A 14,029-nucleotide genomic window follows, 5' to 3' on the forward strand; every position below is an offset into this window, starting at 1 on the left:
ACTTGCCCCCTAAGGCTCGAGCGGAAGCCCGCTCATTGAAAATTCTGCCTGAGAGCTAGAAGGATTGGGAGGCGCTCGAAGTTGACCTAAGTCAAGGTTGACGGGTGGCGCGCCATAAACAAGAACTGCGGGTGAAATTGCCTTCCCGCGCTGAAATCATCGTCGAATCGATATGTTGCGGATGCCCTGTCATGCTGATAAATTTATCAATTGAGGACACGAAAAAAATCAAGGCAGAGTGATGCGATCATCCGATTTGCCCCAGGTGCGGGCGCTCAGCCTGTTCAGCAGCATGGGCGAGGAGAATTTCGAGGCGCTGATGCAGGCGGCCTATCTGCAGACCTTCCCGCCGCAGCTCGATCTGGTGCATGAAGGCGATCCGGCGGATTTCCTCTATGTCGTCATCGAGGGCTGCGTCGAGCTTTACGCCAATGCCAACCGCCGCGAGGCAACCATGGCGATGGTGCATCCCGTCAGCGCCTTCATCCTGGCGGCCGTCCTGAAAGACGCCGTCTACCTGATGTCGGCGCGCACGCGGGCGCGCTCGAAAATCCTGCTGATCCCCTCGGAAAACGTCCGCTCGATCTTCGAGCTCGACGACGCCTTCGCCCGGGCGATGGTGCTGGAGATGGCCGGCAGCTACCGTTACGTCATCAAGGAGCACAAGGGCCTCAAACTGCGCAGTTCCGTTGAACGGCTGGCGAACTCGCTTCTCCGGCAAGACCATCAATTCGGCAACGGCACCGGCGAATTCGAGCTGCCCTACGACAAGCGCACGCTGGCCTCGCTGCTCGGCATGACCCCGGAAAACCTGTCGCGCGCTTTCAATACGCTGAAACCCTACGGCGTTGAGGTCGACGGAACGAAAATCCGGCTTTCCGACATCACGTCCCTGAAAACACTCGCCAAACCGACGCCACTGATCGACGACCCGAAGACCTGATCCTGTTGGTTTCACCGAACGAGAGGTGGCCCGGGAAATTTGCACAGCGGGGATAAATGGAGTTTCTGCCTGACTTCGGTTTAGATGCCGTTAACAGGAGATACCATGACGAGACGACCGCGCCGGAACCATAGCCCGGCTTTCAAGGCGAAGGTGGCGCTTGCCGCCATCCGAGGTGAGCAGACGCTGGTGGAATTGTCCCAGCAGTTCGACGTGCACGCCAACCGGATCAAGCAATGGAAGGATCAGCTCCTTGAGGGGGGCGACAGGCATTTTTGGCGATGAAGCGAAGGCGGAACCGGCGGGACCAACCGTCGATGTCAAAACCCTTCATGCCAAGATTGGCGAACTGACGCTGGAGAACGATTTTTTAGCCGAAGGGCTCGGCAAGGCGGGATTGCCGGGGGACAAGAAATGATCGACCGCTCACATAAACTGTCGGTCGCCCGTCAGGCGGAGCTTCTCGGTTTCAGCCGTGGCAGTGTCTATCATCGGCCTCGTCCGGTCTCTGACGACGATCTGGCTCTGATGCGCCGGCTTGATGAACCGCATCTCGACTACCCGTTTGCCGGAAGCCGGATGTTGCAAGGGCTCTTGAGGGGAGAAAGGCTGGATACCGGGCGGCTGCACGTCGCCACGCTGATGAAGAAGATGGGCATCAAGGCGATATGCCGTCACCCGAACACGTCGAAACCAACGCCAGGCCACAAAATCTATCCCTACCTCCTGCGCAAGCTGGCGGTGATCCGGCCCAATCAGGTTTGGGCAATGGATATAACCTACGTTCCGATGGCTCGCGGTTTTGTCTATCTCTGCGCCGTCGTGGACTGGTTCAGCAGGAGGGTGCTGTCGTGGCGGCTGTCGATGACGAAGCGCCAGCGCGCATGGATCGCCATGACGCTTGCACAGGAGACCCCGATCCTGCTTTTGGATGAACCGACCACCTTTCTCGACCTCGTGCATCAGATCGAGGTGATGGAACTTGTCGGCGAGCTGGTGAACGGGAGCGGCAAGACGGTCGTCGCTGTCCTGCACGACCTCAACCAGGCCGCCCGTTACGCCGATCACATGGTCATGCTCAGCGCAGGCAAGGTGGCGGCGACCGGCCGCCCGGAGACCGTGATGACAGAAAAGGGCATCCATACGGTTCGGTTTACGCACGACCATCATCAGCGATCCGGTCACCGGAACGCCCATGTGCATCCCCGCAGCGCGTCCGAATGTTTGACAGCGCGGACCACCACTTCCACACTGGTATTCAGCAATTCTATAGCTTTGCGGTCATCGGCCCCCAGATGCATTATCCTGTGCCTTGATGATGTGCACTGTCCACCGCCAGATTCGCGACCAATCATGACCTTTGACCGTTTCTTGCCGGATGAAGTTCATTGGTAAGCCTTTACCGACGATTGGTTTTTTTAAGCGTTATAATAAGGGGTAAAGCGCTCGATACCCTTATTATGACGCTTTGAGGTGTAAATCGGCACAAGGGTTCGACGTCGATCGGCACGATAAGTATTTGAAATACTTAAAGCGCGTGGAGCCTGCTGCCGAGCCGAATAACAAGCAGAACCATCGCGCTTCGCCCCTTCACGCCCGACGTGGTGTTCTGCGTCTACCTTCTCTTTCTCGCCGATATTCAGAAGTCCACCCTCGTCTGCGGTTTCACGGCCGAGCTTTTCCGGCTACGAAACAGGTACGAGCTGCCAACCGCATAGGAAAGCGTAAAGCAGACGCTAGGGCGTCCGCTGTTGTCCAAGCACATGGTCCATTCCGATGGCTGCTTCAGGTCTTGATGGGATACGAACTGTCGCCCCTTCATTTATCTGACCTGTATGGTACACCCATAGACATTCCAGCAAAGTTGATACTTTACATCAGGACAGACGAAGGAGAGTTGAGGTCAATTGGGAGGTATTTGACCAGCGCAGGACATTGAGGCTGAGCTTCACTCCGCTTGATAATAGTTGATAAATCACATATATTGTCGTCATTCCAATACGATGGAGGACCGCGTGATTAGCGCCGATCTGGGAAAGCAGCTTGAGAGCTATATTCAGCAACTCGTGGAGACAGGCCGCTACGGCTCGAAAAGCGAAGTGCTGCGTGAAGGCGTGCGACTGGTCCAGGACCGCGAAACCCGGCTTGCCGCGCTGGATGCCTCGATCATGCGCGGCATCGCCGATGCGGACGCTGGCCGGACCAAGTCGGCGAGCGACGTCTTCAACCGTCTCGACGCGAAATACAGTGCAATGGCTGACAAGTCCGAAAAATCGGCATGATCCGTGAGTTTTCCCGAGAGGCCGAAAACGATCTTGAGCAGATCGCCGATTATATTGCTGAGCGAAACCCAAGACGCGCCCTTTCATTCCTCCGGGAACTGCGGAGCATCTGTGAGGATATTGTCTTTAATCCCGACGCCTTCGCCCTCGTCCCGCGCTATGAACATCATCAGATCCGTCGACCCGTTCACGGCAACTACCTGATCTTCTACCGCGTTGACAGTGCAAAGGTGGTCATCATTCACATTCTTCATGGCGCCACCTACTATGGCGCAATCCTCTTCGGCGACTGATAAAAAACCCGTTGAGTTGGGGTAATCTCGGGCATTGAAGCAGGACCGCGCGGCTCCGGCGTAAGTCTGAGCGTCAAAGCCTCGTTTCCGGAAGACGCCGGATCAGGCTTGCTTCAACGCGATGGCCTCAGTGATGGTGGCAGAACAATCGAGACGGAAGTCCACTTAACCAAAGACCGAAAACTGTCCAGACAAACCGAGCCAACTCTGTCAAATGTTGAGCGTCAGGCTCGCGCATCTTTTTTGCGATTTTCAGACCTGAGCTAGTCCTTCAAGAAAACGTCAAAAATCGGTTGCCTTCATATAAGTCGTTCGATAAATGTAATGGTATTACATTACGCGCTTCCCATCTATGAACGAGCCCCCTTCAATGACCGAGGCCTGCCTGACCTTTTGCGATCTGACGCTTGGATATTTCCGGCATCCCGCCGTGGACCACCTGAACGGAATTGTCGGCAAGGGCAGCCTAACGGCGGTGGTCGGCGGCAACGGATCTGGTAAATCGACGCTGATGAAGGGCATTGTCGGGTTGCTGCGGCCGCTTGGCGGCAGTTGCGCGGTCGCGCCCGGCACGCGTCTGGCCTATCTGCCGCAGCTCTCGGAGCTCGACCGCAGCTTTCCCGCCCGGGTCGTGGACCTCGTCTCGCTGGGTCTGTGGCCGCGGCGCGGTGTTCTCGGCCGGCATCGCACCGAGGACCGGCGGGCGGTCAGCGACGCGCTGATGGCCGTAGGTCTGGAGGGCTTCGAGAAGCGTCCCGTCGACAGCCTGTCCGGCGGCCAGCTGCAAAGGGCGCTGTTTGCGCGGGTTCTGGTGCAGGACGCCGATCTCATTCTTCTGGATGAGCCGTTCAACGCGGTCGATGCGCGCACGATCACCGATCTTGTGGCGCTGATCAAGAACTGGCACGGGGAGCAGCGCACGGTCATGGTTGTCGTTCATGACCTCGATCTTGTGCGCGAACACTTTCCCGAAGCGCTGCTGCTGGCCAGGCGGCCCATCGCCTGGGGCGATGTTCATGGCACGCTTTCGGCGGAGAACCTGCTGCGCGCCCGCCATTACAGCGAGCCCTTCGATGAACATGCGCCGTGGTGTACGCCCGATGGCGATGCAGGCCTGCGGCAGGTCTCGGGGGGAGCGCGATCATGATCTACGACGCTCTGGTGCTGCCCTTCATCGAGTTCGCCTTCATGCAGCGGGCCCTTGCCGGCGCGCTGATGCTGTCGCTCAGCGCCTGCCCGGTCGGCGTGTTCCTGATGCTGCGGCGCATGAGCCTGACCGGCGATGCGATGTCGCATGCGATCCTTCCGGGCGCGGCCGCCGGCTTTCTGCTCTATGGCCTCGAAATCGTGCCGATGACGATCGGCGGGCTTGTCGCCGGCATCTTCGTGGCGCTCGGGGCCGGCGCTATCGCCCGGCTCACCGTGCAGAAGGAAGATGCCTCGATGGCCGCCTTCTATCTGATTTCGCTGGCGCTTGGCGTGATGATGGTGTCGCTGCGCGGCTCCAGCGTCGACCTGATGCATGTCCTGTTTGGCACGGTTCTGGCGCTGAACGACGGTGCGCTGACACTGATCGCGCTGGTCTCCGTCACCTCCATGGTTCTCGTCGGCCTGTTCTGGCGGGCGCTGGTGGCCGAATGCATGGACCCGCTGTTCCTGCGCTCCGTCTCCCGCCTTGGCTCGCCGGTGCATTTCATCTTTCTCGGCCTCGTGGTCATCAATCTGGTGGCGGGCTTTCAGGCGCTCGGCACGCTCCTGTCCGTCGGGCTGATGGTGCTGCCGGCAGCCGCCGCCCGCTTCTGGACGCAACGCGTTTCGACCATGTGCGCGCTCGCCATCGCCATCGGCTTTGCCTCCTCCCTCGTCGGCCTTTTGCTGTCCTATCACGCATCGCTGCCGTCCGGCCCGGCGATCATCCTGTCGGCCGGCGCGATCTATTTCGTTTCGGTCGTCGCAAGCCCGCGCGGCCTTCTTCTGTCGCGCCTGCCGAAATCGCTGCATCGCGCAGCCTGATCAAGCAACTTACCGGAATTCAACATGAAGACACTGACAGCCCTTTTCACAAGCCTGATCGTCACCGCTGCATTCTGCGCGCCCGCCCATGCCGAGGACGAAAGGCTTGCCGTGGTCGCCAGCTTCTCGATCATCGGCGACTTTGCCGAACAGGTCGGCGGCGACCGCATCACGCTTCGAACGCTGGTCGGACCGGACAGCGATGCCCATGTCTATGAGCCGCGCCCGGCCGATGCCATGGCGCTGGCGCGGGCCGATGTCACCCTCGTCAACGGCCTGCAGCTCGAAGGCTTCATGGGCCGTCTGATCGAGGCGAGCCAGACGGACGCGCCGATCACCACCGTGACCGATGGCGCCGATATCCTCAACGATCCCAATGGCGGCCATTATCACTATATCGACGGCAAGGCGATCTTCCACGCCGCGCCGAACGATCCGCATGCCTGGCAATCGGTCAAAAATGCCAAAGTCTATGTCGAGAACATCGAAAAGGCCTTCTGCGCCGCCGATGCGGAAGGATGCCCGACATACGAGGCCAATGCCGAGGCCTATCTCGAAAATCTGACGGCGCTCGATGCGGAAATCCGGGCCACGGTCGATGCGATCCCTGAGGATCGCCGCGTCGCCGTCGTCGCCCATAATGCGTTCCGCTATTTCGAGCACGATTACGGGATTACCTTCCTTTCGCCGCAGGGCGTTTCGACCGAGTCCGAAGCATCCGCCGCGGATGTCGCCTCGCTGATCCGTGAGATCCGGGAAAAGCGCGCGGCGGCCGTCTTTGCCGAAAACATTTCCGACGCCCGCCTCGTCGAACAGATCGCGTCCGAAGCCGGACTCGAGCTTGTGGGAACGCTCTATTCGGATGCGTTGTCTTCAGTCGACGGCCCCGCGCCGAGCTATATCGACATGATGCACTACAATGTCGAAACGCTCGCGAACGCCATCAACAACGGCTGACACCCATAAAAAGGGCGAGGCCGAACCTTGCCCATTTTTGTTACGTTATACCATAAAGGAGAGACGAATATGAAACGATGGATCCTGGGTGCATCCGCACTCGCGATTTCACTTGGCGCTCCGGCGGCGTTTGCCGAGGACCATGAGGACAGCGTCACCCTCTACCGCGTTTTCGTCGGCGATCATTCCGATTCGAAAGTCACGGCCTTCGACCTCGGTGAGCCCGACCATCGCTGGTCCTTCGACACCGCCGGCCAGAACAAGCTTTATGCGGTCAATGACGGCGCGGCCATCGTCGCCGTCCAGTCGGACAGCGACGCGGTGCATTTCATCGACAGCGGCATCTCGCTGCATTCCCATGGCGACCATTCCGATATCGACATCGAGGAGCCAATCGCCGTCGAGGGCAGCCTCACCGGCCCGCGCCCGTTCCACATCATCGATCATGACGGCAAGGTCGTCATCAATTTCGACAAGGGCGGCTATGCCGCAATCGTTGATGCCCATGAACTTTCCCATGGCGAGATTGAAACCAGCGAGTTGAAGCAGGAGCGCGCCCATCACGGTTTTGCCGCCCCCGTCGGCCAGTACTGGGTCACGAGTGTTGCCACCGACACGCCGGTCGACGGCACCCGCATCGGCCTGCGCGCCGTGAGCGAAGACGGCGAGCCGGCCGGCGATGTCGCGACCTGCACCGGTATTCACGGCGAAGCCTTTTCCGGCGCCTATCTGGCCGCCGGTTGCCAGGAAGGTGTTCTGACCGTGACCCCGGGCGAAGACGGCCCCGTCTTCGAGATGCTGACTTACCCCGACGATCTGCCGGAAGGACAGACCACGGGCACCCTGCTCGGCGCGAAAAGCATGCAGGTGTTTCTCGGCAATTACGGCAAGGATGGACTCGTCGTCATCGACCCGGCCGAAGAACCGCATTTCAGCTATATCGAACTGCCTTTCCGCCGCGTCGACTTCGCGCTCGATCCGGCCAATGCCCGCTACGGCTATGTGCTAACCGAGGACGGCAGCCTGCACCAGATCGATATTCTGGACGCCAGCCTCACGGAAAGCGCCAAGGTCACCGAACCCTATTCGATGGACGGCCACTGGAACTATCCGCGTCCGCGTATCGCCATGGCCGGCGATGAAATCGTGATGACCGATCCGAATGCCGGCCTCGTCCGCCGCATCGCCAAGGATGGCCTCACGGAAGTCGGTAAGATCGACGTCGGCGGCATGCCCTACAACATCGCCGTTGCCGGCGGCAGCGGCATGGTGCACGAAGGCGAACATGACCATGAAGGCCACGATCACGCGCATGACGACCATGCCCATGCCCACGATCATGGCGACCCGCAGATCGCCAAGGGCTATTTCGAGGACAGCCAGATCGCGGACCGTACGCTTTCCGACTGGGAAGGCGACTGGCAGTCGGTGTATCCCTACCTTCAGGACGGAACACTCGATCCGGTGATGGAACACAAGGCCGAGACCGGCAGCATGACCGCCGAAGAATACAAAGCCTATTACGACACCGGCTACAAGACCGACGTCGGGCGGATCACCATCAAAGGCGACACGGTCACCTTCTATCGGGATGGCGAAGCGGTTGAAGGCCACTACGAAAGCGACGGCTATGAAATCCTGACCTATGCCAAGGGCAACAGGGGCGTCCGCTTCATCTTCGAAAAGACCGGTGGCGACGCGGCCGCACCGCAGTTCATCCAGTTCTCCGACCACCGGATCGCGCCGGCGGATGCCGATCACTATCACCTCTACTGGGGTGACGACCGCGCCGCCGTGCTGGAGGAACTCACCAACTGGCCGACCTACTACCCGTCATCACTAAACGCCGACCAGATCGTCGACGAGATGCTCGCGCACTGAGGTCAGCGCCATAACCAACGAAGAAGTGTCCGGCCTTCCATGGCCGGACACACCGGCTTGTCGACAAGCCCGCCTCCGTGTCAATGAGGAATGGATTGAAGCAGTTCTACGACCCCGTTGCGGTAACGCTGCTGACCGGCTTTCTCGGCTCCGGCAAGACGACGCTGATCAATGAACTGGTCAGCGATCCGCGCATGCATGAGACCGCCGTGATCATCAACGAGTTCGGCTCCATCGCCATCGATCACGATCTCGTCCGCACCGGCTCGGAGCGCTACATCCGCACCACGACAGGCTGTCTCTGCTGCTCCGCCACAAGCGATATCCGCACCTCGCTTTTCGAATTGCACGAGGCCCGGATGAAAGGCGCAATCGGCCCGATCAGCCGCGTGGTCATCGAAACCACCGGGCTTGCCGACCCCGCTCCGATCATCAACAGCCTGATCCCCGGCGGCGCGCCGGCAACCGCGCTGAGGGACCACGCCGTTGCGCGCCACTTCTATCTGCAGGGCGTCATCACCACCTTCGATACGATTGACGGACGCTCGACGCTTGCAAGCTTCATCGAGGGCTGGAAGCAGTTGGCCTTTGCCGATGCGGTGATCCTGACGAAAACCGATATCGCCGAGGAAAAACGGAACTGGGCGCGGGAGCTTGCCGTGCTCAACCCGGCTGCGCGCTTTCACGACCGGAATGGGCCCGGCTTCGACCTTGTCTCGCTTCTCGGCGAAACGCCCTATTCGGTGTCGCAGAAGGCGGAAGACGTCAATGGCTGGCTGGCGATGGAACGGCTCTCCCCGCACCCGGAGCACGACCACGACCCCAATCGCCACGGCGACGAGATCGAGGCGTTTTACCTGACCAGCGAAACGCCGCTTGACCCGGATGCGATCGGCATTCTGCTGGGCGTTCTCGTCAGCCCGCAAAACCGCGGCCTCATCCGCATGAAGGGGCTGGTCGCGCTCAGCGATGATCCCGAAAGGCCAATGGTGATCCACGCCGTGCAGCACAGAATGGACCCGACCGTGCGCCTGCCGCAATGGCCAGGTGAGGAACGCGGCACGCGGATCGTGCTGATCGGCATGGACCTCCCGCAACAGCAGATCCGCGCGCTTTTCGACGCCCTTGTCGCGCGCTCAAAGAAAAGCAGGAGGAAAACCGCTTGAGCAGTGCTTTCGTGAACCCGCTCGCCCCGAAAAAACCGGACGTCATCGAGTCCGCGCGCAGGATCAAGAGCTGGACACGCACGTGTTTGAAGATCGACGATGCAACCATCGTCTCGGTCAACGAACTCGCCTGCCACCTCCCCGGTTGTCCGCCGAAGGAAACGGTCATTCTGGTGATGGCGGGGCCAAACGACACAGGTCAGTTTTCCATCCACAAGGCGATGGCGGATGTCACGTTGGAGGACGTCAGCCTTGGGGCGACGGATGTTCAGGACGATGGATGAAAACGGCGCGCGCGAGATCGCATTTCGCTTGCGTCAAATTGACAAGTTACAATAACGTGCGGCTTCCATTCTTGTCTGGCCGACATGCTGTATGCTTCGGCGGAACAGCAGAATGATGGGGAGGTTTTGGGTTTGCGGGGATTGAAGGCAGCGATGCGGGAGCTGGCGGCGGCACTGGCCGTGATCGCCGTCTTTGCGCTCGCCTTTATCTATCAGCCCTTCATGCCGGCTCTGACCCACCATGATGCGAGTTCGCTTCTGGCATCGTCCCAGAGCGTTCTCTGCGGCAGCGGACCCGGCGATGACTGGGCCATGAGCCACGGCCCCTGCCATGCCTGCCGCCAGGATGCCGCCATCCTGCCGCCGCCGCCGGACGAGGCCGTGCCGGCCTATACCTGCCTCGTGGCACATGATCTCGCATTTGAAGACGAGACCCCGCCCCGCGTCGTCTACACAAGCCATTACAATCCGCGCGCACCGCCGTTTGCTGTCTGATTCCGCAAAGCGGACCTGTCAGGGTCCGTAAAATCACGACAATTCCAAACGGAGTATTTTCCATGACCACGTTCATGACCCGTCTCGCATGGGCCGGCGCAATCAGCCTTGCCAGCCTTTCCGCTGCCAATGCCCACATGACGCTCGAAACCGGCGAAGCACCGGCCGGCGGCGGCTACAAGGCCGTATTGCGCGTTCCCCATGGCTGCGATGGCGCGGCGACCACCGAAATCCGCGTTCAGGTGCCGGAAGGCTTTTACAGCGTGAAGCCGATGCCGCATGCCGGCTGGGAGCTCGAAACCGTCACGGGCGCTTACGCCGAGACCTATATGAACCATGGCATGCCGGTCAGCGAAGGCGTGACCGAGGTGATATGGAAGGGCGGCGAATTGCCCGACGCCTATTACGATGAATTCGCAATGCGCGGCTCGCTGTCGGCCGATATCGCGCCCGGCACGGTGCTCTATTTCCCGGCCGTTCAGCTTTGCGCCGATGGCAGCGCCAACCACTGGACCGGTACGGGCGAGACAAGTGACGCCGAACCCGCGCCCAAGCTGACGGTGACGGCCGCCGGTCACGGACATGGTGGCCACGACGACCACGCCCCAATGTCTCATGACATGAGCCATGATATGGACCACGCCATGAGCGAGGACATCAAGCTTGGTGATCTCGACATCACCGGCGCCTTCGCCCGCGCCACCCTGCCCGGCGCACCCGTCGGCGGCGGGTTCCTGTCAATCACCAATAATGGCGATACCGACGATCGCCTCATCGCCGCCTCATCCGATGCCGCAGGCGACCTGCAGCTTCACAACATGCGCATGGATGGCGAGGTGATGAAAATGTACCAGATGACCGATGGTATTCCGGTTCCCGCTCACGAGACTGTGGAGCTTTCGCCGGGCGGCCTGCACATCATGTTCATGAAGCTGAATGGTCCGCTTGTCGAAGATACGGTCGTCGATGTCGAGCTGACCTTCGAGAAGGCGGGAAAGGTGACCGTGCCCTTCGCCGTCAAAAGCATCGCCGCGAAGGAAGCCGGCCACGACATGCATGGCATGGATCATGACCACGCCGACCATGGCGACATGAAGGCGAACTGAGTTTCAGTCACCGCACCGACCCCGCACAGCCTGACCGGCGATGCGGGGCGTTCCCAAATCGCACAAGAGCGTCTGCCGGGCCGGCGACGGCCCCGCGGACCCGTGTGCGCAAGCAGGAATTCAGGACATGAAGAACTTCAGAAGGGCCCTCTGGGGGTCCATCGCAGCCATCTGCGTGGTGATCGTCTGGCTGGTCTATCAGATCCGCGAGACGAACGAAGAGATGATGCATGTCCCCATGGGTCCGGACTTCACGCTAACGGCGGATGACGGCTCCCCGATAACGCAGGCTGCCTTCCGGCAGAAGCCGACCGCGCTGTTCTTCGGCTTCACCCATTGCCCGGAAGTCTGCCCGACCACGCTCTACGAACTGAACGGCTGGCTGCACGAGGTCGATCCCGACGGCGACAAGATCGACGCCTACTGGATCTCCATCGACCCCGACCAGGACACGCCGGAGATGATGGGGCTGTATCTTTCCAACGTCACCGACCGGGTCACCGGCATTTCCGGCGACCCGGACAAGGTGCGTGCCATGGCCGATGGCTTCGGCATCTATTACGAAAAGGTGCCGCTCGATCCGAACGACCCGGACGGCGACTACACGATGAACCACACGGCCTCGGTGTTTCTCCTGAATGACGGCGGCGTGCTGCAGAGCACGATCTCCTACAAGGAGGACTCGGCAACCGCCGTCGCGAAGCTGAAGAAGCTGATCGAAACCGACAATGGCTGAACTCAGGGCAGCGCGCGACCTCATCGGCGGCGCTGTGCTGGCGTTTCTGGTGCTGTTTTCGCTGGTGCCGGCCGGGGTCATGCCGGTTGCGACAACGCACGGCGTAGCGGTCGTCATCTGCACCGGCCATGGTCCGCTGGAGATCGCGCCAGACCCGCAGACAGGAGGGCCTGCCGGAAAATCCGGTCAGGGCAGCCCCTGCGACTGGGCTATGGCGCACGGCCTGTTCAGCCTTCCTTATGTCGCGCTTCCCGTACCGACCGGGAGCGGCGCATTTGTGATCGCCCAAGACCGGTGGACGACCGTGCTTGCGCACGCGCACGCCACAGTCCTGCCCCCGGCGACCGGTCCCCCTTTCGCATCATGAGTTTCAAAACCCGTTGAAACCTCATTGAAGCGAAAGAAAATCATGACAGATACGACCCTCAGGGCCGCGACCCCGCCGGCGGCAGCCGCGAAAAAATACTATTATCTTGCCTGGCGATGGCATTTCTACGCCGGCCTCTACGTCATTCCCTTCCTCTGCATGCTGGCAGTCACCGGCCTGACCATGCTCTGGATCTCCTGGTCGGCGGGGCTGGGCGCCGAGCGCATGGCGGTCACGCCGCAGGGCGAAGCGATGGCAGTCAGCACGCTCGAGACGGCGGCAGAGGCAGCCGTTCCCGACGGCCGTGCCACGCAGTATATATCGCCGCTCGCCGACAACCGCATAGCCGCCTTTGCCGTCGAAACCGACGCCGGCACCACCGGCGTGGCGCTCGATCCCTATTCCGGCGCGGTGATGAAAACCTTCCCCTGGCGTGCCGGCTGGTACGACTTCGCAAACAAGGTCCACGGCACGCTGATGCTGGGCGATTTCGGCGACCGGATGATCGAGATTGCGGCAAGCCTCGCGATCATCATGATCGTGACCGGCCTTTATCTTCACTGGCCCCGCAACGGCTCCGGCTGGCGCTCAGCGCTGGCGCCTCAGCTTTCTCTCAGGAAGAGGGCCTTGTGGAAATCCCTCCATGGCGTCACCGGAATGTGGATCTCGCTGATCCTACTCGTCTTCTTGCTGTCCGGCCTCAGCTGGGCCGGCGTGTGGGGCGGCAAGATGGTGCAGGCCTGGAACACGTTTCCCGCCGAAAAATGGGGCGCGCCACTCTCCGACAGCACTCATGCCGATATGAACCATGGCGATGGCAAGGAAGTTCCCTGGGGGCTGGAGCAAACGCCGCTACCGGAATCAGGTTCGCTCGCGGGCGTCGAAGCGATCGCCGGAAAGGTCGATATCGACAGCGTCGCCGCCTTCGCCGGCAGCCTCGGCTTCAACGGCCGCTTCCAGCTCAACCTTCCGAAAGACACCACCGGCGTGTGGACCATCAGCCATGACAGCATGTCCAATGACGGCCCGAACCCGACCGCCGACCGGACGATCCATATCGACCAGTATACCGGCAGGGTGCTGGCGGATATCCGCTTTTCGGACTATTCGCCCTATGCCAAGGCAATGGCCGTCGGCATCGCCTTCCATGAAGGCGATCTCGGCGTCTGGAACCTCGTGCTCAACACCACCTTCTGCCTGTCCGTCCTTCTGGTGTCGATCTCGGGCGCCATCATGTGGTGGAAACGCCGCCCGGCCACTGCCGGCAAGCGCCTATTCGCCCCGCCCAGACCGCAGGACATCCCCTTCTGGAAAGGCGCGGCCCTGCTCGTCGTCACGCTCGGGATCATTTTTCCCATGGCCGGGCTTGCCATCGCATTCATCCTGCTGCTGGATGCGAAACTGCTGCGGCTCGTTCCGAGCATTCGGCGCGTGCTGAGCTAAAAAGCGTCGATGCGGCGCGCCACAAGCACGTCGCATCGAACTGTCTCACAAGAAGATGTCGGC

The 14,029-nt window shown here is 60.8% G+C and carries 14 protein-coding genes and 1 pseudogene; all 15 read left to right on the plus strand.

What is annotated here, in order from left to right:
* Positions 1 to 241 precede the first annotated feature (241 nt).
* The gene (locus TM49_RS04235) at positions 242 to 943 is read left to right on the plus strand and encodes a cyclic nucleotide-binding domain-containing protein (protein WP_045679675.1); all 702 of its coding nucleotides are present in this window, start codon (positions 242 to 244) and stop codon (positions 941 to 943) included.
* A 105-nt stretch (positions 944 to 1,048) separates the two neighbouring features.
* Positions 1,049 to 1,813: pseudogene (locus tag TM49_RS22920) on the plus strand (DDE-type integrase/transposase/recombinase); the annotation flags it as partial.
* Positions 1,814 to 2,958: 1,145 nt separating this feature from the next.
* Positions 2,959 to 3,225, plus strand: a complete 267-nt coding sequence (locus TM49_RS04250) for a type II toxin-antitoxin system ParD family antitoxin (protein WP_045684752.1) — start codon at positions 2,959 to 2,961, stop codon at positions 3,223 to 3,225.
* Complete coding sequence (locus TM49_RS04255) at positions 3,222 to 3,518, plus strand: type II toxin-antitoxin system RelE/ParE family toxin (protein ID WP_045679676.1); 297 nt, start codon at positions 3,222 to 3,224, stop codon at positions 3,516 to 3,518. Before TM49_RS04250 ends, TM49_RS04255 begins: the two co-directional genes overlap by 4 nt.
* 370 nt (positions 3,519 to 3,888) lie before the next feature.
* On the plus strand, positions 3,889 to 4,665 hold the full coding sequence (gene aztA / locus TM49_RS04260; protein ID WP_045679677.1) for a zinc ABC transporter ATP-binding protein AztA: 777 nt from the start codon (positions 3,889 to 3,891) through the stop codon (positions 4,663 to 4,665).
* Positions 4,662 to 5,531, plus strand: a complete 870-nt coding sequence (gene aztB / locus TM49_RS04265; RefSeq protein WP_144409471.1) for a zinc ABC transporter permease AztB — start codon at positions 4,662 to 4,664, stop codon at positions 5,529 to 5,531. Before aztA ends, aztB begins: the two co-directional genes overlap by 4 nt.
* Before the next feature lie 24 nt (positions 5,532 to 5,555).
* Positions 5,556 to 6,488, plus strand: a complete 933-nt coding sequence (gene aztC, locus TM49_RS04270; protein WP_052699709.1) for a zinc ABC transporter substrate-binding protein AztC — start codon at positions 5,556 to 5,558, stop codon at positions 6,486 to 6,488.
* Between the two features lie 1,266 nt (positions 6,489 to 7,754).
* Positions 7,755 to 8,369 (plus strand): ZinT family metal-binding protein, encoded by a 615-nt coding sequence (locus TM49_RS24005; RefSeq protein WP_425283284.1) that lies wholly within the window; start codon positions 7,755 to 7,757, stop codon positions 8,367 to 8,369.
* Between the two features lie 95 nt (positions 8,370 to 8,464).
* A complete protein-coding gene (locus TM49_RS04280; RefSeq protein WP_052699710.1) occupies positions 8,465 to 9,535 on the plus strand; it encodes a CobW family GTP-binding protein in 1,071 nt (356 codons plus the stop codon).
* Complete coding sequence (locus TM49_RS04285) at positions 9,532 to 9,819, plus strand: hypothetical protein (protein ID WP_045679680.1); 288 nt, start codon at positions 9,532 to 9,534, stop codon at positions 9,817 to 9,819. The genes TM49_RS04280 and TM49_RS04285 overlap by 4 nt, the downstream gene beginning before the upstream one ends.
* Positions 9,820 to 9,972: 153 nt before the next feature.
* Positions 9,973 to 10,314, plus strand: a complete 342-nt coding sequence (locus tag TM49_RS04290) for a hypothetical protein (RefSeq protein ID WP_045679681.1) — start codon at positions 9,973 to 9,975, stop codon at positions 10,312 to 10,314.
* A gap of 62 nt (positions 10,315 to 10,376) precedes the next feature.
* Complete coding sequence (locus TM49_RS04295; RefSeq protein ID WP_045679682.1) at positions 10,377 to 11,420, plus strand: DUF1775 domain-containing protein; 1,044 nt, start codon at positions 10,377 to 10,379, stop codon at positions 11,418 to 11,420.
* Between the two features lie 127 nt (positions 11,421 to 11,547).
* Positions 11,548 to 12,156, plus strand: coding sequence for an SCO family protein (locus tag TM49_RS04300; RefSeq protein WP_045679683.1), 609 nt, complete (start codon positions 11,548 to 11,550; stop codon positions 12,154 to 12,156).
* The gene (locus TM49_RS04305) at positions 12,149 to 12,523 is read left to right on the plus strand and encodes a hypothetical protein (protein WP_045679684.1); all 375 of its coding nucleotides are present in this window, start codon (positions 12,149 to 12,151) and stop codon (positions 12,521 to 12,523) included. Before TM49_RS04300 ends, TM49_RS04305 begins: the two co-directional genes overlap by 8 nt.
* Positions 12,524 to 12,565: 42 nt before the next feature.
* Positions 12,566 to 13,966, plus strand: coding sequence for a PepSY-associated TM helix domain-containing protein (locus TM49_RS04310; protein ID WP_045684757.1), 1,401 nt, complete (start codon positions 12,566 to 12,568; stop codon positions 13,964 to 13,966).
* Positions 13,967 to 14,029 lie beyond the last annotated feature (63 nt).

Source organism: Martelella endophytica (assembly GCF_000960975.1).
GTDB classification, from domain to species: Bacteria; Pseudomonadota; Alphaproteobacteria; order Rhizobiales; family Rhizobiaceae; genus Martelella; species Martelella endophytica.